This window comes from Lactobacillus sp. MRS-253-APC-2B, assembly GCF_012843675.1.
Classification (GTDB): Bacteria; Bacillota; Bacilli; order Lactobacillales; family Lactobacillaceae; genus Limosilactobacillus; species Limosilactobacillus pulli.
In genome coordinates this window covers 12937-39701 of sequence record NZ_JABAFO010000016.1, presented here as the reverse complement: position 1 = coordinate 39701, position 26765 = coordinate 12937, and the positions used below count along the sequence as shown (strand labels likewise).

Sequence of the window (26765 nt, the reverse complement as noted above, 5' to 3'; positions counted from 1 at the left end):
ACTGGCTTTGTTAACCTGAATGATACCGGTAGCAATCGGACCGTTTACTATAACAGTAAGGGTCAGATGCAGTATGGCTGGCAGACGATTAATGGTAAGACCTACTACTTTAACGTCTGGACTGGCGATATGACTAAAGGCGAAGGCAAAATTGATGGTTCATGGTACTACTTTGGTACCAATGGTGTTATGCAAACTGGCTTTGTTAACCTGAATGATACCGGTAGCAATCGGACCGTTTACTATAACAGTAAGGGTCAGATGCAGTATGGTTGGCAGACGATTAATGGTAAGACCTATTACTTTAACGTCTGGACTGGTGCTATGTACAAGAATGAAAACAAGATCGGAAACTACTGGTACTACTTTGGTAATGATGGTGTCATGAGAACCGGTTTTGTTACTCTTACTGATACTGGCAAGACGCGGGTAGTTTACTACAATAGTAAAGGTCAATTGCAATATGGTCAGCAAACTATTAACAATAAGACCTACTACTTTAACATTTGGACTGGTGAAAAAGAAACTGGTGTTGTGTACAATGCAAACACTAAGTTGTTGCAATACTACGGTGAAAGTGATGGTTCCTTAAACAAGGGCACTGTTTCTATTAATGGTAAGAGTTATACTCTGGACAGTAATGGCAATATTCCACTTACTAATGGTGAAAATCAGGTTAATGGTAATTGGTATCTGTATGATTCATCAGCTAAGAAGCTTAAGACCGGTTTCCAAAGTGTTTCCGGTAATCGTACTGTTTACTATGACCCTGATACTGCAATTATGGTCCATGGTGAAAAGCAAATTAATGGTAATTGGTATTACTTTAATCAATGGACTGGTGCCGAGGCTATTTCGACCTTTATCAAGCTGAGTGATGGCCGGAACGTTTATTATGATGGGCAAGGCCATATGTTAAAAGGTTGGCAGACAATCAACGGCAATACGTTCTACTTCGACCTGGCTAATGGGAATATGTATACTGGCACGCACTATATTGATGGTACAAAGCATGCCTTTGCTTCGGATGGTGTTGAGGATACTTGGGGTTGGCCATTCCCAGCTGATGGTCGCGGTTATTTCACGGGAGCACAATTATTCGGTGTAAATGCAGGTGGTGAGTTCCGACTGAATGGTTTCCACGATGGTCTTGACTTTGGTTCAATTGATCATCCAGGCTATGAAGTCCATGCGGTTCACAAGGGTACGGTTACTGCCATTGGTTATGCATCCGGTCTGGACTGGTATGTATTGATTGATACTGGTGAATACCTGACTGTTTACCAAGAAGCTTTCAGCAGTCGTTCCAATATTTGGGTAAGCGTTGGTCAACAAGTTAATGTTGGGGACGTAATTGGTGGACGAACGACGGCTCACCTGCATTTGGGAATTACTCGTCAAAAGAACTTTAGCGTTGCCTTGGCAAACTCATTTAACAACAATGGAACTTGGATTAATCCATTGACTTTGTTGGGTAACTAAACAAAAAAGGGGAGCTTTTTTAAGGAAGCCCCCCTTTTTTAAGAAAATTAGGATTCTATGGATTTTTATTTGGAGGAAAGACTTGAATAACGAACGTCAAAAAGTACAAGCATATCAAAGTACGCAACAAAAAACTTTGAAGAAATGGACGCTCTTTTCTGGAATTACGCTAACAGCACTTAGCTTCGGGTTGATTATTCATTCTGGAACTGCACAGGCTGACGCTGCAACAACTAGTAGCAGTGTATCACAATCTACTACGGATATTACTAATGCTCAATCAGTAGTGCTGACCTCAACCGCCGTATCTACTGCTGATGCGTCGAATAATACTGTTGTTTCACAATCCGCAAGCAGCAGTAGTGAAAGCACTACTTCGACAGCTAATGCCAATGTAACATCTTCAACTTCAGATACTAAGGCCAGCACAGCAGCTAATACTGATTCTTCTGCACAGAATAGTACTACTGCAGCGTCTACAACACCACAAGATGCGAACACAAGTAATTCAGCAAGTACGACTTCGACCTCTACTTCTGAAACTAGCAATACGTCAACTAACGAAAACAGTGCTTCAGCAACAACAGCTTCCTCAACGACTGTAGTTGCTAATACTGATCAAGAAATTGCATTACAAACAATGGCTGCATACAGTACTTCAGCTGACGCAATTGATGTTTCCTCATACCAAGGTGCGATGAGTGTAGGTACATACTCTTGGCTCAAGAGTCTTGGTGTTAAGTACGTTATCGTCAAGCTAACCCAAGGTACTACATACACTAACCCATATGCACAGACGCAAATTAATAATGCAAAGGCAGCTGGGTTGGCAGTAGCAACCTATGACTATGCAGTCTTTACCGATTCAGCATCAGCAATCGCAGAAGCTGATCATTATGCCAATGTTGCCAGTTCGTATGGCTTAGATGGCAGTACATTGATGATTGCGGATATGGAAGATAGTGTAACCAAGCGTTCCAACATTGCAGCCCTCTTAAATGAATTTTGGAATGAACTGAGTCGGCGCGGTTACACTAATCATGGTGTTTATGCTAGTTACAGCTATGATCAGACATACAACGTCAGCTCAACTGTTGGTCATAGTAAGACGTGGATTGCTGCCTACTACTATGACTACTGGAAGAATACCATGTTGAATTCTGACTATGGTGCTTGGCAGTATACCGACAGCTTTAATGGTTATGATGGCTCAATTGATAAAGGCATGTTTAGTACTTATATGAGCCTAAATGGTGAAAAACAAGAGAACGGCTACTGGTATCTGTACAAAAATGGTGTTCGTCAGACTGGCTTCCAAAGCCTTTATGATGGCCGAACTGTATACTATAACAGCCAAGGTCAGATGCAGTACGGTGAACAAAAAATTAATGGTTACTGGTACTACTTCCGAACTGATAATGGAGCGATGGTAACTGGTTTTCAAAAACTTTCTGATGGTCGGACCGTATACTATAACAGCCAAGGCCAGATGCAGTATGGTAACCAAACAATCAATGGCAACAAATATTATTTAAACATTTGGACCGGTGCCATTACTTATGGTGAAGTTGAAATTAACGGTCGTAACTATTACTATAATGATAGTACTGGCATTCAAGAAACCGGCCTGGTTTACAATCAAAAAGCAAAAAAGCTACAATATTATGATCCAGCTACTGGTGCCCTAAAAACTGGCGTAGCTAGTGTAAGCAGCAATAACACTACGATTCTGCTGAATTCTGACGGCTCAGTTAATAAAAGCAAGCTTACTACGGGAATTCAGAAAATTGGTGGCTATTCCTACTACTATAGTGCTTCACAAGGTACATTTTTATCTGGGTGGCAAACGGTTAATGGTAAAAAGCACTACTTTGATCCAACTACTTTAAAAATGACAACTGGTCAGAAAAAGATTAATGGCTATTGGTATGATTTTGATAGCAATGGAATCATGCAGACTGGTTTCACGAAGCTGTCTGGTGGACAGAAAACCTATACTGTTTACTATAATACAGAAGGTAAGATGCTGTATGGTGAACAGAAGATCAACAATAAGTGGTATTACTTTAATGTTCAAAATGGTCAGATGGCTCAAGGTTGGTTTACATTAAGTGATGGACGATTGGTATACTATGATGTTGATGCCAATGGTAATGGCCAAGGAATGTTGCACGGGATGAGTGCAGTTAATGGTACAAACTACTACTTTAACATCTGGACAGGTGCTAGAGATACCGGCTTCAAGCAGGTAAATGGTAAGACCTATTACTTCAATCCACAAATGCTGACTGGAATTCAACATATTGAAAACTACTGGTATAACTTCGGTAGTGATGGCATTATGAAGACCGGTTTTGTTATTCTATCATCTAATGGTCATATTGTTTACTACAATGCCAGTGGTCAACTCCAATATGGTGAAAAACAGATTAACGGCAAATGGTATCACTTTGATATTACTGATGGTCATGCTGCCCAAGGTTGGTACACATTGGAAGATGGTCGAGTAGTATACTATGACGTTGACAGCAAAGGTAACGGTCAAGGGATGCTACATGGAATCCAGACTGTTAACGGTAAAAAATACGCATTTGATCAATGGACCGGTGCACTCAATAAAAACTATGAAGTAAAAATCAATGGATACTGGTATTACTTTGGTAGTGACGGCTCAATGCAGACCGGTTTTGTAACACTTACTGATACTGGCAACAAACGACTTGTTTATTATAATGCTGAAGGTCAGATGCAGTATGGCTGGCAGACGATAAATGGCAAGAAATACTACTTTAATATCTGGACAGGTGCAGCATACCAAGGAGAATACAAGATTGATGGTAAGTGGCACTATTTTGGCAATGATGGCTCAATGCAGATTGGTTTTGTAACGCTTACTGATACTGGTGACAAACGAATTGTGTACTATAATTCTGAAGGTCAGATGCAGTATGGTTGGCAGGCAATCAGTGGCAAGAAGTACTACTTTAATGTTTGGACCGGTGCAATGTATCAAGGCGAACATAAAATTGACGGTAAATGGTACTACTTCGGTAGTAACGGAATAATGCAGACTGGCTTTGTAACGTTAAGTGACGGTCGAGTTGTTTATTACAATGCCCAAGGTCAGATGCTGTATGGTTGGCAGACAATCAATGGTACTAAATATTACTTTAATGTATGGACAGGAAACAAGGAAAAATAATCAATAAACATTAATGAAATGCCTAATATGATGAGGTAATCATATTAGGCTTTTTATAGTGCTTGAAAAGGGAAAATTATGATAAAAAGCAAGAGAAATTCAAGTTTTGAACTATTAAGAATCTTAAGTATGTTTGCAATCGTGATACATCATTTTGCAATCCATGGAACTTTAAATCCCAGTTTTTATGATAAAAACTTTGCAAATTCATATGTTATTTATGATTACCTTATTTTTCTCGGACGATTAGGGGTCATACTTTTTGTAATGATTGGGGCATATTTCTTATGTGATAAGGAATTTAACTTTAAAAGGCCAATTAATCTAATCTTAACTACCTGTATGTACAGCTATTTAATTTACTTTGTACTAAGACATATCATACATCCTAGGTCTTTAAGTGCTCTTTTTAATAATGAAGGCCTAAAAGCTTTCTGGGGTCCTTTTCCATTACCGAGTGGTTATTGGTTTGTCGGGGGATATGTAGTATTATTGTTTTTGATACCCATGCTGAATAGTACAATTAAATCCTTAAATAAGCAGCAACTTCAATTTCTGATATTTATTCTGTCTGTATTTTGGGTATTGATTCCAACATTAATGCAAATATTGCCTGGTAAACCAGATATGGCGATTGATGATTTTGGGTATAGTCATGGAATAATTTTTATATTGTTCTATTTTATGGCTGCATATCTGAAAAAGTATTCAGGATCATTTTTAAACGATGCGAAGAAAATGAGTATGATGTCTTTGCTATGTTTAGCTACTACCTTAGTTATTTGTCTTTTGGCATTGCGAGGAAGTCAAGCTAGTGTAATGTTGGCAGGAGTAAATGCATTGTATAATCCATTTACTATTTTAACGGCATTCTATATTTTTGCCTTTTTCAAGAATTTGTCATTTTATAATGGATTTATTAATTATATTGCTGGATCAATGTTTGGCGTTTATTTAATATCAGATAATACGTTTATTAGAACATTAATCTGGCAGACTTTTATTTCTTCAAAGAATGTTGCTGCATCTTGGCTGGATTATCTGGGAGAGGCATTAGGTTACTCACTAGTTATCTTTTTAGTTAGTTTGTTGCTAGATATTTTGGTAAGAAAGATGGTTTTTGAAAAGCCAATTAACAAGGTAACGTTATTTCTTAATGAAAAAATTTCAAAAATGATAAAATATTAGTTTAGTTAATGGAGAATAGATATATGGGTGAAAATGTATTAACAATTGTTGTGCCCTGCTATAACGAAGAAGAAGTCTTGCCTGAAACGACCAAAGAGCTAGGACAGATATTAAACGATTTAATTGATAAGAAGAAAATAGCCCCTAACAGTAAGCTCCTATTTGTTAATGACGGCAGTAAAGACAAGACCTGGAAAATTATCAGTAGTTATAGTGAAAAATATGATTATGTTACTGGGATCAAATTTACACGTAACTATGGACATCAAAATGCATTATTGGCTGGGATGAGCTTAGCGGTAAAGTATTCTGATATGATTATTACTATTGATGCTGATCTCCAAGATGATGTTAATGCAATCTACAAGATGGTAGATAAATTTATTGAAGGATACGACGTTGTCTACGGAGTAAGAAACAGTCGAGACACAGATTCCTTCTTTAAAAAGCATACAGCCCTGATGTACTACGGCTTGATGAAGAAAATGGGAGTTAATCTGATTCCAGACTCAGCCGACTATCGTTTATTAAGTAAGCGCGCAACGGAAGCATTACTTGGTTATAAAGAGCGTAATCTTTTCTTAAGAGGAATGGTGCCATTGGTTGGTTACAAATCGACCAAAGTTTACTATCCAAGAAAAGAAAGATATGCTGGTACCTCCAAATATCCACTGAAGAAAATGATCCATTTTGCATTGGATGGCATTACATCATTTTCGATTGCGCCGATTCATCTAATCATGTCGATGGGACTTATTGTTATGTTGATAAGTATCGTTTTAATGATTTATACAATCGTAGAGAAGATTGAAGGACATATTGTGCCAGGATGGACCTCATTGATGATATCGATATGGTTCTTAGGTGGGGTTCAATTAATTTCTGTCAGTGTAATTGGCGAATATATCGGAAAGGTGTTTACAGAGGTAAAGCATCGTCCTAGATTTAACATTGAATGTGAAAACTATTCCAAGAAGATGGATAAAAGATTAGAGGACTAATTTTGAGTGAAGAAAAACGATATAAGTGGTTGCAAATACTTTTATTTATAGTTTTAAGTTTTTTATTTGTATTACCACTTCAAAAGAATGGGGTAATCTATTTTGGAGATGATATGAATTATCATGTGAATAGAATTATTGAATTGATAAAAAATTTCAAACATGGTAATTTGTTTCCTTATATATACACATATACCTTTGATAAAGTAGGTTATCCTTTAGGAATTTTCTATCCTTGGATAACATTGACGCCTTTTGCTTTTTTTTCAATACTTCTAAATAACACTGTTCATGGAATATATTTAGGATTTGTTTTTTATACTTTTTTAACGCTTATATTTACTTATGTATGCGTAAGAAGAATGAAAAAGAGTTCATTTCAGGCGAATGTTGCTTCGATTATATATACATTTTGTGCATATAGAACAATTGATGCATTTTCTAGATTTGCAATTGGTGAATTTTTAGGAATGGTTTTTTTACCTCTTTGCCTATATGGAATCTATGCAGTTATGTTTGGCAACAGAAAAGACTGGCCATTTTTAGCATTTGGTGTATCTTTTACGTTGCTTTCACATGTCTTAAGTACTTTTATTATTGTTTTAGCATTATCGATAATATTTGTTTTATTTATTTGGTTTGTAAGAGATAAGATTGATTGTCTATTGCAATTAGTAAAAGCCGTTGTTGTTGCCTTTACAAGTTCATCAATTTTTCTGTTTCCTTTTATAGAACAAGAACTTTTTCAGAAATATAATCCTCCAACTCCATATGATGTTTCTCAAACGGCAAATTATATGGATGAAATAGTTATGTCTTCACTAAGGAATAGTGTTCTCAGATATGACCCTGGTAAGCCTTATGGAATAGGTGTTATATTACTACTTATAATTATATTGGGATTATTACTTTTTCAGAAATTCAATCTAACATCTAGAATTGTTTATTTGTTGGGACTATTCTCATTTATTTGCGCAAGTTCCTTATTCCCATGGGTACTTTTAAAACATACTCCAGTTTCATTGATTCAGTTTCCAATAAGAATACTAATGCTAACCTCAATTTTATTGGCATATTCTGGTGGAGATATTGCTGAGATACTGTATGAAGAAAATAATTATAATGCTTTATGGAAGAACAATCTGTTTAAGTCAGTAATTATATTAGTTATCATAACTCCTTGGTTTAGTAGTATAAATCAGTTAAAAAATGATCCATTAAGTAATTCAGAAGCGAATAAAGTTTATACCGGTTCTATGAAAGAATATAAAGGGGCAACAGCTTGGTATTTAGATCAATATACCCCTAAAAAAAGTATGAATTATTTTAAAGATATCGAGAGTCATTTTGCTTTAATCAATGGTAAGAAGGAGAGATTACGAAATATAAGTTCTCAACCCAATGCCCAGATTTATCATATAAAGAATTTAAAAGCTGGCGATAATGTCAACTTACCAATTGCTTTATATAAAAACCTACATGTTTATCAAAATGGAAAAGACTTAGCTTTGATAAAGAGCAAACGTAATACGATAGCATTTAAGGCAATCAGCAACGGTAGTGTTGTTGTTAAATACGTTCCTTCATTAATTGATAAGTTGGGAACTCTATTAAGCATTATGACTTGGCTGATAGCAACAATCTATGCCATTTATGCCAAATTTAGGAAAACAAAAGTAGGATCATAGATGTAAATATGTTTCGTGTTGGGTATAAATTTGCTATAATATAGCCCATATGGTTAACTGAAACAAAAAAATTAGGAGCATACACATAATGAAAAAAGTAAAAAATAGTTTGATGGCTATTTTCATGATTTTTGGTATGACATTTTTAATGGCGGGATGCGGAAATAGTTCCAAGTCAGCAAAAAGCTCATCTAAAAGTGAAACTACTTCAAGTAAGGTAGTTAAAAAGAAGAATGCAACTAAAGCAAAGAAGGCTTCAACCTCTTCTGCTAAGAGCAAAACTTCATCTAGCAAGGCTGACAGTGAATCTTCTAGTAGTAGTGCTGTTGTAGATAATGAAAGTCAGAGCACCAGTAGTTCAACAAGCAGCTCAGCTCAAAGCAGCAATATCCAACTAGGCTTAAATGACGTTGCTACTTGGACTGATAGTAATGGTGTAGTTCACAACGTTGATAGTGATGGTATGGATCGCCAGGTTAAGAACGGTCAAACTACTTATGCTGACTGGAGTGGCCCATTACCAAGCAATGCACAGGTCGTAACATCCAGCAGTTCTAGCTCAGCAAGCAACTAGATATATTAGAAAGGCTCGTCATTTTTGACGAGCCTTTTTATATATTTTTTTATATTTAATAAATTAAGTGTTTGTTAAATACTAATGTTTTAGGAATTGCTTATTAACTTTATTTATTATCCTAGGAATGTAAATTCTACGTACATTGAATTGATAAATTACCAGTGATAAAATCAAAAATTGTATGAACTATTACTGTATTTCATGATTTTGGGGGATATTCTGTTTATTATGAAAAAGCTAATTGATCAGAAAAAACATTTTAAAATGTATAAAAGCGGTAAAACTTGGGTAGTCGTAGGAATTACTGCAATCAGTCTGTTGGGCGGTGGTATGCAGATTGCGCATGCCGATGAGGTAAGTACAACTACACAGACGACTGTTGCTTCACCATCAGTTTCAACAACAAGTACAGTAGCTGAATCAGTTACTGCAAAGGATACTGTTGTTGCGGATGCACAAGTTAGTGATACTACTCAAAACAGTACAGATAACAATACTGAGAGCCAGGCTACTGATGTTAAAAGTACTGTAACAAGTGATACTGACAGCCAAAATAAAACGGCTGCCAGTGTAACTCAAGTAACCGAAAAGCCACAGGTAGATTCAGCAAACGACAATACTCAATCTGTAGAACAAAGTATCAATACTGACTCACAGAATATTACTGCAAGTACTAGCACTTTGGCAGCTGACAGTCAAAAAGACGATAATACGACGGCTGTAACTACGACAGAGTATTATAAAGATGGCCATTGGTACTTAAAAGACCAAAATGGAAACTACTTGAATGGTTGGCAAAAGCTATCAGGTAATCGCCTTGCTTACTATGATTTGAAAAATAATCAAATGCTGTATGGTGAACAGCAGATTAATACGCAATGGTTTTATTTCCGAAAGGACAACGGGGATGTTGTAAAGGGATGGTTTACTCTTCCTGATGGACGACACGTCTATTATGATGTAGATGATAATGGTGGCGGCAATGGTATGCTGCATGGTATGCAGAAAACATCAGATAACAAAACCTACTATTTTAACCAGTGGACTGGTGCTCAAGAAACCGGATTTAAGTCAATCAATGGAAAGACATATTATTTTGCCACAGAAATGGTAACTGGCGAAAAAAAGATTGATAATCATTGGTATTATTTTGCTAAAACTGGGGAGATGGCAATTGGCTTTGTTACGCTGGATGACACTGGTAATACCAGAATTGTTTACTATAACGCAAAGGGACAAATGCAATATGGTGAACAAAAGATCAATAATCACTGGTATTACTTCAATACAGCTGATGGCCATGAAGAAACGGGTTTTGTTAAATTGTCAGATGGCCGAACCGTTTACTATGATAGCCAGGGCCAAATGCTTTATGGAAATCAAAAGATCAATAATAAGCAGTATCTTTTTAATCAGTGGACTGGTGCAATGGAGAAGGGTGTTTTCTTGAATAAAGAAAGCAAGTACTTCCAATATTATGATCAGTCAGATGGTACTTTGACTGAAAATGGCACCGTTCAATTAAACGGGAAAAAATATAAGATTGTTGATGCACATGTTTGTTTTCCTAATGGTGAAAATAAAATTAATGGCTATTGGTACTATCTAAAAGATAATAAAGCCATGGTTGGATGGATATCATTAACAGATGGTCGCCTAGTACATTATGATAATAATGGCCAGATGCAATATGGCGAACAAAAGATCAATAATAACTGGTATTACTTCAATCAGTGGACTGGAGCAGCAGCTATTGGTTGGTATACGTTACCTGATGGTCGAATTGTTTATTATCAGGTTAATAAAGATGGTGCCGGTAATGGTATGTTGCACGGTATGGCAACTGTAAATGGTATTGCTTATTACTTTAACCAATGGACCGGTGCTCGAGAAAATGGGTTTAAAGTTGTTAACGGAAAAACTTACTACTTTAATCCTCAATTAGCACTTGGTGAAAAGAATATCTCAGGTCATTGGTACTATTTCGGTAATAATGGGGTAATGCGAACTGGATTTACTTCGCTGCCTGACGGTCGTTTAGTGTACTACAACTCTCTTGGTCAAATGCAGTATGGGGAACAAAAGATTTCGGGCAAATGGTACTGTTTTAACCAATGGACTGGCGATACAGTTCGTGGTTGGCATACGTTGAGCGATGGTCGTATTGTTTATTATCAAGTAAACAATGATGGTACCGGCGCTGGGATGCTCCATGGAATGCAAAAAGCAGCTGATAAGTACTACTACTTTAATCAATGGACTGGGGCTCGTGAGTCTGGGTTTAAGGTAGTTAACGGCAATACATATTACTTTATGCCAGAAATGGCTACTGGTGAACAGGTAATTGGTGGCTATCATTATTACTTTGATGGTGATGGTGTAATGGAAACCGGTTTTGTTAACCTGCCTGATGGTCGAAGTGTTTACTATAACGAAAAAGGTCAAATGCAGTTTGGTGAGCAAAAGATCAATAATAAATGGTTCTATTTTAACCCAACAAATGGAAATATTATTAGCGATTTCTTCAACTTACCAGATGGCCGCAAAGTTTATTATGAAATTGATCACCAAGATATTAGCAAAAGTAAGGGTATGCTATATGGTGAACAGACTATTAAGGGTATGACCTATTACTTTAATTCTTGGACCGGTGCCCAAGAAACAGGTGTGGTATATAATTTAGCAACCAGACAGTTACAATACTATGGTGCTGCCAATGGATCGTTAAGTAAAAATGTTGAAGCCACTGTTGCTCAACAGACGTTAAAAACGGATGACGAAGGAAATATCATTCTTAATGATGGTCAAAATAAAGTTAATGGACAATGGTACTATTATGATTCTAACAATCATGTCCTGGTAACTGGTTGGAAGAAATTATCGGATAGCCAAAAAGTTTATTATGATCCTGATACAGCTCAAATGATTCATGGCGAAAAGAAAATTGATGGTTTCTGGTTCTATTTTGATAAATGGACTGGTGATGAAGCAATTTCAAAATTTATCAAACTCACTGATGGACGTACCGCATACTATGATGAAAACGGTCATATGACTTATGGTGAAAAGAAACTTGGAAACGATTGGTATTACTTTAATTTAGATGATGGGAATGAGGCGGTTTCTAAGTTTATTAAATTAAGTGATGGTCGCACAGTTTATTATGATGCTCAAGGCCATATGGTTTATGGTTGGCAGAATATAAACGGAAACACTTATTACTTTAACGGACAAGATGGGAATATGTATGTTGGTGCTCAATGGATTAATGGGCAAGAATACTATTTTGACTACATCACTGGAGCACAAGTCAAAGATCAATGGACTGCTAAACTTTTGGAATGGTTCTTTAATCGAATGGGTAAATTGACTTATTCGATGGATGGTTCACGAAATGGTGCTGATGGAACCGCTGATTGTTCTGGTTCATTAACTCAAGCATTGTATGAGGCGGGTGCATGGCGATACTCAATGCTTTACAATACAGAAATGCTACACAGCTATCTCTTAGGAAATGGCTACCATCTAGCATATGAAAACACTGGATATACTTCTCCATTAATTGGCGATGTTATTATTTGGGGTCAACGTGGACACAGTGCAGGTGGTGCTGGTCACACCGGTGTCATTAGTGGTTCTGGACATGAAGGTACGATGATTTCAACTTGTTACTGGACAGAAGGCGAACATGGAACGGCTGTCCAAAACTTCCCATACTTCTGGTACTGGGGACAAGATGATTATCCATACTACTATGTGTACCGTAGATAAATAAATTTATATCGATAATAAAATGAGGCACCTGGTACTATACCCCGTCAAGGTAACACTTAAAAAAATAAAAAATTAGTCTATACGGCCTCATTGCGGAAGTCCTCCGCGGTGAGGTTGTTTCGTTTGCTGGAAATCTCGACTGTGTTGAAGTATTCAACACCCTGCTCAACCAAATCTTTCAGTTCTGCCAAAGTTTGCGGATGTGAATGATGCGCCATCCATATGTACTTAAAATCGCCCCAATAGTGCTCAATTACTGCGTTATCAGCCGGAGTGCCAGGCGCAGAGAGACTGTGCTTACTATTGTTGCTGGTTAAATAGTTATTGAAGTCTTTTGAAGTATAGGCAACGCCACGATCGGTATGAATCATTGGTGCGAAGGTCCCAGCTTGTTTAGCGGCGCGTTTAAAGGCTTCAATTGCGGCTTCTGCCGTCTCAGTTGGTGAAATATGATAACTGAGCGCATAACGACCGTACAAATCCAAAACTACGTGCAAGCGAACTTTGTTGTTGCGACCATAGGTTAGTTCTGTCGTATCGGACACCCACACCAGATTAGGCGCTATCTGAATAAATTTCCGTTCCAATAGATTATCCTCTTGGTACTGTTGTTGTTCTTTCTTGCGGCTGCGCTTTTTCTGACGGACATCAGCTTTAATGCCGTGTTTCCGCATGATTCGACGCACACGCTTAATATTGATACGAAAGTCAAACGAAAAGGTGTATTCTGGAATTTCTTGATTTTTCCCATTCTCATTGTTTAAAATCGCGGTTACTTTTTTATGACTAGCACAGTTCTGATGGCGTTTTTCAATCTGATAGATTGCTTCCAAAATTGCCTTGTTCTTAATTTCTCTTTGTGTTGGCTGTCTTTTGAGCCACTGATAGTATGATTTGCGTGAAACCTTGGCAATTTTAGTCAGTTCGCTAACGAAACCGCAGGTTCCGTTGATTAATTCTTGAACCGCTTGATATCGTCCGGTCGCTTCACCCCCGATTGCGTATTTCGACTAATTTTTTTGCGAATGCGATCTCAAGCTCCATTTCTCGATTGATTTTCTTTAGTCTTTTAATTTCAGCTTCAAGTCGCTCTTTTTCGGTCATCTCTTCTAAAGCTTTTTGTGGCTTGCGATGCCCACGATTATCTTTCAAGGCTTCCCAACTGTCAGCTGCCTCATGGTATTTGCGAACCCATGAGTAGACACGCTGATAGCTTACATTAAACTGAATTGTTGCTCCTTGGTAGTCATTGTCATGGTCCAAGACCCACTGTACGATCTTGCATTTCTCTTCAAAATTAACTTTTCGACCCATTTTTCTGACTCGCTTTCTTGACTTAGTCTTTAGTTCATCATTATTGTACTGGATCGACCACTGTTTTAGTTGAGAGAGGCTACGAATATCATATTTTTCAATGATTTTTTCACCTGGGAAACCGGCTTGATACTCTTTGACGGCTTCAATCTTAGTATTTAGCGAATAGCGATGATTGAATGAACGATGGCGAACTCTCGCCAAACCATGCAAGAGAAACTGCCGAATCCATCTTGTCATCGTATTCTGATTGACATGATGCATATCGGCATATACTTTGAGGCCAGATTCTGTCTTTTGATAGCCGTAAAGCAACGTAAGCACACTATAACCAACCGCATATAATTAAATTCCAAGTTCTCCTATACTTGAAGACATATTCAAGGAGGAGGACTTTTTTATGAAGCAAGATTTTGTCGAAGTTGATATACCGCGAACAAAGAAGCCGGTTGCTAAGCGCTCACGCTTGGCAGCTATCGTTTCACTGCACCAAGTAAAAATTAATGTCTACCAAGAAGCAGATCCCGCTTTGGTTAGTGAGATCATTAAAGCAGTAGCCGCTTATGCTGGTTAACTGGAGTGCTCCTCAGCACGTCTACATAGTTTGTGGCAAGACCGATCTGCGGAAGGGCATTGACGGTTTGGCCATGGTGATCGCAGAGAATTATGACTTGGAATTAGATAATGATTCGCTATTTCTATTTTGTGGCAATCGTAATGACCGCTTCAAAGGCTTATACTGGGACGGTGAAGGATTCGTCTTACTTTATAAACGCTTTGAAAATGGTGGATTACGATGGCCGCGACATCGAGAAGACGCAGTGGCATTAACCAAGAGTCAGATTAAGGCATTGTTAGAAGGTATCTCGCCACTGCCTCAGAAACGAATCAGGCCAGCTATTAAGGGACCAGGGTATTAACAAGTTCCTCTTTTATTTGCTTCCATTATCTGATAACCTAATGGTCATCAGATAATAGAGGAGGTGATTGGTAATGGCTGAGAAGATCACTTTAGAAGAAGCTTTGCGTGAGAACAAAGAACTAAAGGCTAAGATCGCGGAACTGACCGAGATGGTAAACTATCTGCAAAAGCAACTTTTTGGAAAAAAAAACTGAAAAATTAAGTGCTGGCCAGCTGGATCTGTTTGATGATAAAGAACAGGAAACCGCGCCAACGAATGATTCAACAGTCGAAAAGTTGACCACTATCGTTACCGGTCATCAGAGAAAATGCAAATCAAAGGAATCACGTAAAGAATGGCTTGATTGCTTAGAACAAGTTGAAGAACTTTATCAGCTGAGTAAGCAAGAACTGACTTGTGATCAATGCGGTCAAATGATGACGGTTATCGGCAAACATGAACAGTATCGTGAAGTTAAACTGGTTCCTGCCCACCTGTGCTGCAAAATCGTATGTACTGAAACGGCTAGATGCGAACACTGTCAAGATTCGGAAACCGGCAATGATGTACTTGTTCAGGCAAAGACGCCACAGCCTTTGTTTCCACACAGTTACCTTTCAAGCTCGGTAATCGCCGAAGTACTTTTTGAAAAGTTTGGCCTGGCAGTACCGTTTACCCGCCAGACGCAGTATTGGGAGCGCCTCGGGCTTCCAATCACCAGTAAACATATGGCTCGTGGGGTAATTGAAGCTGGCGAAAGGTTTGGGCAAAAGATTTATGAACGTCTGCGTCAAGAAATCAAGGCAGCACCTGTGGTGCAGCTTGATGAGACGCCATTTCAAGTTCTGGATCTTGATCAATCACATGGCTACTTCTGGTCAGCCTGTTCTACGGAAGAATTCAGTCCACATCAAGTATCGTATTTCCACTATGCCCCTTCACGATCAGGAAAGGTTATTACAGAAATCTTAGGTGATGACTTTTCTGGCGGCATTATGTGTGATGGGTTTAGTGGATATTCTGATAATCGCTTACCAGAAGCGTATTGGGGGACCTGTCTGGTTCATATCAATCGCCAATTTAAGCGACTGCTTGATCCAAAGATTACCCGCTTTCAAGGGCAAAGTATTGCGAGTGACGCTGTGCGGATCCTTGCCAAAGTATTTCACATCGAAAAACGGTTGAAATATTCATCAGCAAGTGAGAAGGCAGCCCAAAGGCATCAGCATTTAAAAGCGGTGATTGATGATTTCTATCAGCTGATTGAAGAAGCCTTGACGAAATCGCCACTCAAACCGCTGCGCAATGTGATCAAAAATGCCCTCAAATTGAAGAAGCTGGTTTACCAGATGTTCAGGCATGGAGAGCTGCCATTGCATAATAATTACAATGAGCAACTGATTCGTCCCACCACGCTGGTCAGAAAGAACAGTCTGTTTGCGAAGTCCACGGCTGGGGCCAAAGCCAATGCGATCTGGTATAGCATCGTGCAAACCGCAAAACTAAATCATTTGGATGTCTTTAAATATTTAGAGACCCTGCTTAGCGCCTTTACAAAACGCGAAACGCCAGAAATAGAGGCTTATTTGCCATGGGCTCGTGAAATTCAAGAAAGCTGCAAAGCCTAATTGATAAATGAACAGCGGTCGACCACGCAGAAATGCGCCGGTCGACCGCTGCTTTTTTATTCTTTAATTTTTGAAATTGCCTACTGCTTGGCAGGCAACACGGTTCAATATGGTGTGCTTACAAAGCAACTCTAGTCTATTCATTGTCGAATAATTTGAAATGCAAAAACCCCCTTAAGGAAATAACACTTTTATTATTTCAAGTGTCACCCTTCTTAAGGGGATTATAGCCCCTGCCAAGTAGCGAGATACCTCATTTTTTGTGCTATTTTTCAAGACGTGTCAATATGGTTTGCTTTTACGTTTGCTTACGTGCTTACTCTTATTTTACCTTTTTATGATGAACTTGTTGTAATCTAAATTCAAATTCTCGATGTTCTTTGCGTTGAATTGCATCAAGAATTAAACCACTATAAAAAGATAGAATTCCGGCAATAGCACAGAAGCCGCAAACAATCAAAGTAGGGAAATGTGAAACAATCCCCGTTGCTCGATAAGGAAGCCAAACGTCAGGAATAAAGAAGGCTAATGACAAGATTATCAATAGGCATGCAAGAGCTCCAAAAAAGTGTAAAGGCTTGTAGTTTCGATAGAGAGTAAAAATAAGTTTTAATACTTTAAAACCATCGGAATACGTATTTAATTTAGAGGTACTACCTTCTGGCCGATCTCGATAATCAATAATATGGTTTTTCATTGCCATATTATTAACAATTGCAAAAATACTCATTTCTGTCTCAATTTCAAATCCTTTTGACAGAACGGGGTAAGTCTTAACAAATTCATAGCTAAAGGCTCGGTAGCCAGTCATAATATCTTTAATATCATTTTTGAAGAAGAAATTAATGCTGCCACGAACTATTTTATTGCCAATACCATGGAAAGGACGCTTATTTTCTTCAAAATAACTGGAACTGAGTCGATCGCCGATAACCATATCATAGTTCTCGTCCAATACATATCGTGCCATTTTAGGAATTTCTTCGGCAGGGTACGTATCATCTCCATCTATCATGATATAGCATTTGGCATCGATTTCACGAAACATACGGCGAATAGCATTCCCTTTGCCTTGCTTATATTCATGACGGACAATAGCTCCTGCCTCACGTGCTAATGTTGCCGTATTGTCAGAAGAGTTGTTGTCATATACATATACCGCTGAATTTGGGATATCTTTAATGGCGTTTTGACAGTCCTTAACAACTTTAGTAATTGTCTGACTTTCGTTGTAGCAAGGAATTAAAATAGCTAAATTATCCATTGTTTAAAGGTTTCTCCTCAAGTTATAAAATAATATTTATGCGTTCTTTTTAAGTTTCTGTTGAACATTCTTCAAAATATATGCGGTAATTACCGGTAGAACCGCAATGGTACCAATAACGTATCTAGAGTAGCCATTTATTGGTGTAACAGTATACAGAAGAATCATAAGTATAAGTGGGATTATAGAAATTAAAAGCTTTGATTTCTTTTTACCTGTAACTGATAAAATTATAATAATTAAAATTAACATCCACCAGAATGGGAAACCAACACTTATAACAATAGAAATAAGTGGAATTGCAAGAAAGGCATCTAAGAGGGATTGCACATGATTATGAAGTTTAGTGGAAAAAATAGGATTATACTTTGAATACCAAGTTGGTGATATAAAATCTCCATAGTTAGGAAAATAATTTAAAAATAAAGAATAATCTTTTCCTAAAATACCAAAAAATGGATTGAAGTATTTACTATTGGCAGCTAAGTATACTTCCACATATTTTGCTGGGTGCTTAAGTCCTAGAGTAACCCATAGCTTTAGATAGTTTTTGACTTCTTTTTTCTGGGTTTGTGTAGTTCTCAGGGTGATTTTATGATTCACGACATCATGAATTATTGTTTCATTGTTCAGAAAAGTATTCATAGGAAAAAGGTTTTTTAAGTTATCTCCAGAATTTACATCATAATTTGATCTAAGTTCTTTTACCGGAGTTACCTTATCAATTGTTTTAATTTCTTTTTTAGAAAGACTATTCTTATCGTTAAGATATATATAACTTATCTGACGAGCTGGCAGGGTCAATGGCTCGCTCATCGCTCCCGGAATTATCTTTTTGTAATTCAAATAACTGTTCCAGCCAAACAGCAACACAAGTAGTGCAACCGTCGTAGCAATCAAATAACGCACTTTTTGATGGTGAACAATTACATATCCAATCAATACAGTTGTTGTTATAATGACGATATATTTTGAGTCATTCCTAAATTCTGAAAAGAAAAACGATATAATTAGGTATAATACGTACTCATAAGATGAATTGACACCTTGTTTTACATTGTCTAGTAATTTTAAAAAGCTAAGATAATACGCAACACATAGTGCATAGTAAATCGTACTTTTATCGATTGTTATTGCATAAGTACTAAAAACAGGTGATGCAAATAGGATAAAGGTCAATATTCCACCTATTTTACCAACCTTTTTCCAAACGAATGAAGTCGCTATCGAATAAATGATACCTGTTACAATCGTTTGGAATAAAACTACCGTAAACACACCAAAATTTGTGTTGACTAATTTTTGACCAACTTCAAAGAGAGAACCAAAGATTAAAGTTACAAACCATGGTTGATGATTGGTAGGAGTATACGTGAAATTTAAATACGATAAGTGTCGGCCTTCGAACTCACAAAACTGTCTTAATGCATCCCAACTAATCTGCCCAGGATAATAAGTAATAATTGTCAAAGACCATATAAGTACCAAACAGCCAAAGATTTTAAAAAATTGTGGACTGCTGTATGATTCATCTAACTGAAGTCGATCAATACAATAGGTTCGAATTACAGAAATCGTATACGTAAGCGTAACTGCCCAACTTATCATGGCAAATACTGAGAATGCACAGTCGAGAAAACTATGTGTGAGGTAATATGTCCCCACTAATGTTAAGCCCTTGTTGCTGTCATCTAATCCGGCACTAAGCATAAAAGTAAAGTTATAGAGGAAAGATAAAATTATCCCACCAATAACATCAACTTTAGTTATCCTAATTGACCATTTCTTGGATAAATAAAGAATGACAGCTATCCACAGAGCTACCATGATAACTGTATAGGAATTTGTACTTAACAATCTATTATCGCTATTTAATGAAGTAGGGTAGGCTATTAGCATTCCCATACCTATAAATAGCCATGATATATAGAAAAATTCTGGCTTTATTTTTGACTTTAACATAATTGTTTCCTACAATTTTGCCGTTAATTTAACATCGGGATACTTCTGTTTGAACCAGTTTTCCGCAAATTGGTTTTCAAACAAGAATAGTGGAGCACCATAACGATCCTTAACCAGCATGTTCCGTGAAGAAGCCATCTTAGGATCAAGCTGTTCTGGATCAACCCAGCGTGCCGTCTTGCTGCCAAGCGGTTCCATAATAACTTCGGAATTATATTCGTTTTGCATCCGGAACTTGAACACTTCAAACTGCAATTGACCAACAGCACCCAGAATATAGTCATTAGAGTTATAGCCTGTGTAGAGCTGGACGGCCCCTTCTTGTACCAATTGGTTAATCCCTTTATGGAATGATTTTTGCTTCATAACATTTTTTGGAGTAACGCGGACAAACAGTTCTGGCGTAAACTGAGGTAGTTTCTCAAACTTGATGTTTTGTTTGCCAGTGTAGATTGAATCGCCAATCTGGAAGTTGCCAGTATCGTAAAGCCCGATGATATCACCAGCCACAGCGTTTTCAACGTTTTCACGTGTATTTGCCATGAATTCAGTTACGTTAGACAAACGAATTGGTTTTTTAGTCCGTTCCAACGTAACGTCCATGCCCCGTGTAAATTCACCAGAACAAATTCGTACGAAAGCAATCCGGTCACGGTGCTTAGGATTCATGTTAGCTTGAATCTTAAAGATAAAGCCAGAAAATTCTGGTGCCAGTGGATCGATTGACTTGCCGTCTTCCGTCTTATGTGCCGAAGGGGCTGGGGCAAATTTCAAGTAGGTTTCCAGGAAAGTCTTAACCCCAAAGTTGGTCAATGCAGAGCCAAAGAAGACTGGTGTTTGGTCACCCTTAGCAATCTTTTCTTCATCAAGCTCGCTGCCGGCCATTTCAATCAGTTCCATACCATCCAAGGCATCTTTCCATTCACCTTCGCCAGCCAATGGATTTTCACCAATGACTTGCCCGTCTTCGTCCAATGACAGGTAAGGGTTGGTAGGATCTTGAGGGTGGGAAAGGGCAACCCGGTGATTGTAACGATCATAAACTCCCATAAATTGCCGTCCCATCCCGATTGGCCAGTCCATTGGGTAGGTCTCGATTCCCAGCACGTCTTCGATTTCATTTAACAAATCCAGTGGTTCACGGGCATCGCGGTCAAATTTATTGATGAACGTGAAGATTGGAATTCCCCGCATCTTACAAATTTGGAACAGTTTCTTGGTTTGTGGCTCGATACCCTTGGCACCATCAATTACCATGACGGCAGAGTCAACGGCCATCAAAGTCCGATAAGTATCTTCAGAGAAGTCTTCGTGCCCTGGCGTATCCAAAATATTGATACGCTTGCCTTGGTAGTCAAACTGCATCACGGAACTGGTAACGGAGATCCCACGCTTTTTTTCGATTTCCATCCAGTCAGACTTGGCAAAATTGCTGCTGCCGCGTCCCTTAACCGTTCCAGCTTCGCGGACGACGCCCCCAAATAAAAGCAGCTGTTCAGTAATCGTCGTTTTACCAGCATCGGGGTGCGAGATAATCGCGAACGTCCGTCGCTTATTAACGGCTTCTGCCAATTTTTTTGAATCAGTCATTTTTATGTTCCTTTCGAGAATTATCCTATCTATAGTATTACAAATATGGCGTAAAGTCTATCAGCCACGGCATTTAAAAAGGATTAGGAGCTTGCTGCAAACAAGCTTTCTAATCCTTATTTTGCGTCATTTTTTTCTAAGCGATAAATCGTCATACAGTAATCAACCATCGTTTTAACTACCGCGTATAGGGGCACGCATAAGATCATCCCCAGCAATCCAGCGATGTTACCAGCAGCTAACAACAGAATGATGATCGTCAATGGATGAATTTGCAGGCTTTTGCCAATAATATTTGGGTAGATGATATTACCGTCAATCTGTTGAACGACAATTACCACCACGATTACCCAGATGATTTTCTGCGGGTCAACCGCCAAGGCAACGATCAAAGCAGGCGCGATGCCAATGTAGGGGCCGATATAAGGAATGATATTGGTGATCCCAGCTACCAGACCCAAAACGATGGCCATTGGTTCGCCAATGATCAGATAGCCAATGCAGGTACCAATTCCAACACATATACATTCAATCATCTGCCCAGAGATGTAGGAAGAAAGCGTCTTGTTCATCTGATGCAGCAGTTCCGTAACCTCTTTGGCATGTTTTTCGGAAAAGAATCGCTGAATATTTGGTACAAAGCGGTCGCCATCTTTCAGCATATAGAAAAGCATGACTGGCACGGTTACGACCACGACTACCGCACTGGTAATCGTGCCAATAATTGAGCCAACGCTGCTGGTTAGACTTGTCAACAGTTTTTCAGCGTATTTCATAATCTGCTTGTTGAATTGCTGATAATAATCTGCCAGGTCGATCTTGCGAATCCATTCATGCTTTTGGGAAGCTTGGGTGAGCCAATGCTGCATGTCGTTGGTAGCACTTGGCAGCCAGTGAATCATTTGATTAAGTTCCTTAATCATTGGTGGAATCAAGACCGCGATACTACCGATAATCAGCAATAACAGCCCCAAAACGATTATCATGCTGGCAATGCCGCGCTTCATCCGCCATTTGCCTAAGCGAATCTTCATTAACAGGCGAAATGTCGGGCTGGTCATGTAGTATAGAAAGATTGAAACAATCAGCGGTGCAAAAATTACTGATATGAAGACGATAATGGGATGAAACAGAAAGTCCAGTTTCGTACAAACCCAAATTAAAGTCGCGACAATTAACAGTTCTGCTGACCAAAACAGCAGGCTTTTTCGTTTTATCATTATTTCTTTTCCTTAATAATATAGATTGGTCGTTGCTTTACTTGTAGGTAGATACGGCCGATGTATTTTCCTAAGATACCAATACAAAGCAATTGCAGGCCACCTAAAAGCAATATAATACAAATCATTGAAGCCCAACCAAAAACACTACTGCTTGGTTCAATAATCCGTCGAATGATAACAAACATTAGGCCAATAATTGAAAGCACGAATGAAGTTGTTCCCAACCACACGGCAATCGAAAGCGGTACTTGTGAAAAATCAGCAATACCGTCAAAAGCATATTTGAACAGTTTCCAAGTTGACCAGTCAGTTTTACCGGCCACTCTTTCAACATTATGGTAGTCCAGATATTTGGTCTTGAATCCGACCCAACTGAAGATACCTTTGGAAAAACGGTTATATTCCTTTAATGAAAGGACAGCATCCACCATTTGCCTAGTCATCATGCGGTAGTCACGTGCACCAGGAACAATATTAGTTTGGGATAGTCGATTAATGACGTGGTAAAACTGGGTACTCAAAAAAGATTTAAATTTAGCCTCACCTGTTCGATCAACGCGACGCGTACCGATACAATCATATTCACCAGTTTTAATCAACTTATACATTTGTGGCAAAAACTCGGGCGGATCTTGTAAATCAACATCCATCACTACGACATAATCACCAGTGGATGCTTGTAGTCCAGCGTATAATCCGGCTTCTTTACCAAAGTTGCGGGAAAAAGAAACGTAGTGAACACGCTCAGGATCCTGTTCATGAAGCTTGCGCATTTCAATCAGTGAGTTATCTGATGAACCGTCATTGACAAACCAATATTCAATTTGCAGATCGTTCATTTGGCGAACGACTTTTTCTACGGCGGGGTAGAATAAAGGGATTGATTCCTCTTCGTTGTAGCAAGGAACTACAATTGATAGTTTTAACATTTAATATCAACCTCGACTTTATAAAAATGTGAGCTTGATTAGCAATATAATCTTTATCGATTATGTATTTATAACTTTACAGAATCCATAAATTATCTTACTAATCTTATTACAAACCCAAAATAAAGTCTAATTTTGAAAGGTTTGTGATGATTGCTTAGTTTCCAAAGTTCTTTACACATCCTTTAAATCTTTTAACAAAATTTGACGATAGCGCTTTACATCTGCTAAAGTTAGAGGGTTAGTTATGATAAAAATTGGTTTATTGGAGTATAGCAAGACAATGAATGACGACTATCAAACGCGTGCCGAATATCGACACGATCATAATCAAAATAATCAATCACAAAACAGCCCTAAAAAACCGCGGAATAAACTGCGCTGGGTCTATCGTTTCATTGGTTTGATCATCCTATTACTCTGCATCGGTGGTGCCTATGAGTATCATAAGATTCATAGTACGGCTCAAGGCGTCTTTTCTGACGGTTCAGGCAAGATCAGCAAGAAGCTGAAGGAAGGTAAGCCGGTATCGGTTTTGGCAATGGGAACCGATGTTGGCGCGCTGAATCGTGGTAACAAAGGTGGTAATACTGATACGCTTGAGCTGATAACCATAAATCCACAAAAAGAAACGATCACTATGACCAGCATTCCGCGTGATATCCTGATCAAGGTTGATACTGATGAAGGCGCGGATTATGTCAAATTGAACGCTGCTTATCAGATTGGCGGGGCTAAGCAGACTGTCAAACAGGTTAAAGAACTGCTAGGTGTACCAATTGATTACTACGCGCTCGTTAATATGGGGGTTTTGAAGAAGGTCGTTAACGCGGTTGGCGGGGTTGACGTCAATAACCCATTTGCCTTCGACTATGAAGGTCAGCATTTTGCTAAAGGCAAGCTGCATTTGAACGGTCACGACGCCTTGCAGTATTCGCGGATGCGTTATGATGATCCTAAAGGTGATTATGGCCGGCAAAATAGACAGCAGCAGGTTATGAAAAGCGTTATGAAGAAGTTCAAGAAATCCGGTTCCATTTCGGCAGCCAACAAGATTTTAGATGCCGTTAAGGATGGAGTTAAGACCAATATTCCAATTGACAACGTGGCAACCCTGTACACTAACTATCATGTCGCGCTTAAGAATATTAAGACTGAACATTTCCAAGGCTTGAATGCGACAATTGAGGGCGTCTCCTTCCAAATTGCCTCGCCTAAGGAAATCAACCGTGTTTCGAAGCTGATTCGCAATCAACTAGGTCTGAAGGCTAAAAAAGTCGTTAATAATGAAACCAAGATGTACAACCTGCAGACGACTTATGATGGTTACACTAATATCAACTTTGTCTTGCCAAATGGTGCTGCTTACAACACGCCAGGCAGTGGTACCAGCAATACGATCAGCTCGTCATCTAAAAAGTCCAGCTCGTCATTGAGTGATAGTTCCACGTATGGAACAACGACCAGTTCAGATACGACTTATGGTTCTTACTCAACTGACTATTCGACTGGTTATGGTACGGCTGGATACTAATATAGATATGAGAAAGCCTTGCCGCGGTTTTGCCATGGCGAGGCTTTTTAAATATATGTCCCGGGAAATAATCGGAATATCGGAAATAATCGTTTTATCTTGATGATAGAACCATTGTTATGAAACCTTTACTTCTAATCAAAATGCTCTAAACTGAAATATAAAAGGGCCGAGATGGGATAATCAACTTAGCATGAAAAATTGGGGATGATGGCTTTGCGACTCTTGGTAACTGGTGAGGCTGGCTTTATCGGCAGTCATTTTATTGATTATGAATTGGCAAACGATCAAAACGTTGAGATCGTTAATCTGGATGCTCTGACCTATGCTGGTAATACGGTCAATAATGCTCTGGCAGCTGGTAATGCTCGCTATCATTTCGTTCATGGCAGCATCAACAATTGGGAGTTGGTTGACTGGCTGCTCAAGGAATTTGAAATTGATCACATTGTCAACTTTGCGGCTGAATCGCACGTCGACCGTTCACTAAAGGATCCGGAGCTATTTACCAAAACCAATGTATTAGGAACGCAGGTGCTGCTGGACGCGGCTTATCAAGCCAACATTCAAAAGTTCATTCAAATATCGACTGATGAAGTCTATGGTACGATGCCGCCTGGTCAATCGGCCAAAGAAGACGATCCGTTGCATCCCAGTTCGCCATATGCTGCCAGCAAGGCTAGTGCCGACCTTCTGGCATTAGCAATGGTGCACACGTTTGGAATGCCAATCTGTATTACGCGCAGCACCAATAACTTTGGTCCCCGTCAGCATCATGAAAAACTATTGCCGATGCTGATTCAAAATGCATTGCGTAACCGGCCATTAATGCTGTATGGCCAAGGTACCGATATTCGCGATTGGTTGTACGTCAAAGACAACTGCGCGGCCATTGATTTGGTTTTGCGTCATGGTCAGCTGGGGCAGATCTTCAACATCGGTGCTCATCAAGAAAAGAGCAATAATGAGGTCACGGCACTGGTCCAGCCAGAATTAGGCTTTTCTGATCAACTGATTCATCACGTCACAGAGCGTCCGGGGCATGATCTGCGCTATTCGCTTGATACCACCCGGATTGAAAACCAGTTGCATTGGAAACGACAGACCGATTTTAAAAATGGTTTGAAAGAAACGATTGCCTGGTATCGCAAGCATCAACGCTGAACAAAAGATATTGTCCTTTAAGCAGCCGATGAATTAGCTGGTTGTTTGGAGGGCTTTTTATTTACCCGTGAAAAGTTCTAAAAGCATCTAAAAGGATATAAAAATATCAATTGATGGTGACATAATGCTAAATCCATTTAATACTTTGATTTCTAAACAATATTTTCAGTATTTGATATTAACTTCAAAATCTACAGTTCGATCATTCGTCATAGTTGGGCTGTTTTTATAATAGTAGAAAAAATTTAAAAATAGCGTCTGGATCGCTTACTAAAAAATTTTTTTGATGCCGATCCAGCAGGCACTGTTGCGTTTTACCCGGACTAAAATTCATGTCAAGTCT

At 38.6% G+C, this 26765-nt stretch carries 19 protein-coding genes and 1 pseudogene; 13 read left to right on the top strand and 7 right to left on the bottom strand.

From position 1 onward, the window contains the following. The 7 genes from HF864_RS07785 to HF864_RS07755 form a co-directional block, all read left to right on the top strand. On the top strand, window positions 1–1482 hold a 1482-nt coding region (locus HF864_RS07785; protein WP_169462415.1), incomplete at its 5' end, for a peptidoglycan DD-metalloendopeptidase family protein. Window positions 1483–1564: 82 nt separating this feature from the next. After that, a complete protein-coding gene (locus HF864_RS07780) occupies window positions 1565–4684 on the top strand; it encodes a GH25 family lysozyme (RefSeq protein WP_169462414.1) in 3120 nt (1039 codons plus the stop codon). Between the two features lie 78 nt (window positions 4685–4762). Further along, window positions 4763–5872, top strand: a complete 1110-nt coding sequence (locus HF864_RS07775; protein ID WP_169462413.1) for an acyltransferase — start codon at window positions 4763–4765, stop codon at window positions 5870–5872. Between the two features lie 23 nt (window positions 5873–5895). After that, window positions 5896–6873, top strand: coding sequence for a glycosyltransferase family 2 protein (locus HF864_RS07770; RefSeq protein WP_169462412.1), 978 nt, complete (start codon window positions 5896–5898; stop codon window positions 6871–6873). Between the two features lie 2 nt (window positions 6874–6875). Then, window positions 6876–8561, top strand: coding sequence for a hypothetical protein (locus HF864_RS07765; protein WP_169462411.1), 1686 nt, complete (start codon window positions 6876–6878; stop codon window positions 8559–8561). 88 nt (window positions 8562–8649) lie between these two features. Continuing rightward, window positions 8650–9135 (top strand): hypothetical protein, encoded by a 486-nt coding sequence (locus tag HF864_RS07760; protein ID WP_169462410.1) that lies wholly within the window; start codon window positions 8650–8652, stop codon window positions 9133–9135. 231 nt (window positions 9136–9366) lie between these two features. Next, window positions 9367–12909 carry a peptidoglycan amidohydrolase family protein gene (locus HF864_RS07755; protein ID WP_169462409.1) on the top strand — a complete coding sequence of 1181 codons (3543 nt, stop codon included), beginning with the start codon at window positions 9367–9369 and terminating at the stop codon, window positions 12907–12909. 80 nt (window positions 12910–12989) lie between these two features. Here the strand turns inward: HF864_RS07755 and HF864_RS07750 are convergent, their stop codons facing one another. Together HF864_RS07750 and HF864_RS07745 are read right to left on the bottom strand one after the other, a co-directional pair. Then, window positions 12990–13865: an IS3 family transposase gene (locus HF864_RS07750; protein WP_169462421.1), complete on the bottom strand. Its 876-nt coding sequence runs from the start codon at window positions 13863–13865 to the stop codon at window positions 12990–12992. Then, window positions 13865–14490, bottom strand: a pseudogene (locus tag HF864_RS07745) (helix-turn-helix domain-containing protein). The gene HF864_RS07750 and the pseudogene HF864_RS07745 overlap by 1 nt, the downstream one beginning before the upstream one ends. 136 nt (window positions 14491–14626) lie before the next feature. Between HF864_RS07745 and HF864_RS07740 the strand changes: the two are divergent. From HF864_RS07740 to HF864_RS07730, 4 genes are all read left to right on the top strand, one after another. Further along, window positions 14627–14800, top strand: a complete 174-nt coding sequence (locus HF864_RS07740) for a hypothetical protein (protein ID WP_013437560.1) — start codon at window positions 14627–14629, stop codon at window positions 14798–14800. Further along, a complete protein-coding gene (gene tnpB / locus HF864_RS07735) occupies window positions 14790–15146 on the top strand; it encodes an IS66 family insertion sequence element accessory protein TnpB (RefSeq protein WP_128513458.1) in 357 nt (118 codons plus the stop codon). The genes HF864_RS07740 and tnpB overlap by 11 nt, the downstream gene beginning before the upstream one ends. Before the next feature lie 73 nt (window positions 15147–15219). Continuing rightward, a complete protein-coding gene (locus HF864_RS09555) occupies window positions 15220–15342 on the top strand; it encodes a hypothetical protein (RefSeq protein WP_277346633.1) in 123 nt (40 codons plus the stop codon). Continuing rightward, on the top strand, window positions 15326–16756 hold the full coding sequence (locus HF864_RS07730; protein ID WP_205882331.1) for an IS66 family transposase: 1431 nt from the start codon (window positions 15326–15328) through the stop codon (window positions 16754–16756). Before HF864_RS09555 ends, HF864_RS07730 begins: the two co-directional genes overlap by 17 nt. A gap of 322 nt (window positions 16757–17078) precedes the next feature. On the opposite strand, the gene HF864_RS07725 is transcribed toward HF864_RS07730, so the two are convergent. The 5 genes from HF864_RS07725 to HF864_RS07705 form a co-directional block, all read right to left on the bottom strand. Then, on the bottom strand, window positions 17079–18020 hold the full coding sequence (locus tag HF864_RS07725; RefSeq protein WP_169462408.1) for a glycosyltransferase family 2 protein: 942 nt from the start codon (window positions 18018–18020) through the stop codon (window positions 17079–17081). Between the two features lie 36 nt (window positions 18021–18056). After that, window positions 18057–19982 (bottom strand): DUF6020 family protein, encoded by a 1926-nt coding sequence (locus tag HF864_RS07720; protein WP_169462407.1) that lies wholly within the window; start codon window positions 19980–19982, stop codon window positions 18057–18059. Window positions 19983–19991: 9 nt separating this feature from the next. Then, a complete protein-coding gene (locus HF864_RS07715; protein ID WP_169462406.1) occupies window positions 19992–21572 on the bottom strand; it encodes a peptide chain release factor 3 in 1581 nt (526 codons plus the stop codon). Window positions 21573–21688: 116 nt separating this feature from the next. Next, window positions 21689–22792, bottom strand: a complete 1104-nt coding sequence (locus HF864_RS07710) for an AI-2E family transporter (protein ID WP_169462405.1) — start codon at window positions 22790–22792, stop codon at window positions 21689–21691. Next, window positions 22792–23724, bottom strand: coding sequence for a glycosyltransferase family 2 protein (locus HF864_RS07705; RefSeq protein ID WP_169462404.1), 933 nt, complete (start codon window positions 23722–23724; stop codon window positions 22792–22794). Before HF864_RS07705 ends, HF864_RS07710 begins: the two co-directional genes overlap by 1 nt. Before the next feature lie 283 nt (window positions 23725–24007). Between HF864_RS07705 and HF864_RS07700 the strand changes: the two genes are divergently transcribed. Further along, window positions 24008–25258 carry an LCP family protein gene (locus HF864_RS07700; protein WP_169462419.1) on the top strand — a complete coding sequence of 417 codons (1251 nt, stop codon included), beginning with the start codon at window positions 24008–24010 and terminating at the stop codon, window positions 25256–25258. Window positions 25259–25465: 207 nt separating this feature from the next. Then, entirely contained in the window at window positions 25466–26422 is a 957-nt protein-coding gene (gene rfbB, locus HF864_RS07695; protein WP_346774613.1) for a dTDP-glucose 4,6-dehydratase, read from the top strand. The last annotated feature ends 343 nt before the right edge of the window (window positions 26423–26765 follow it).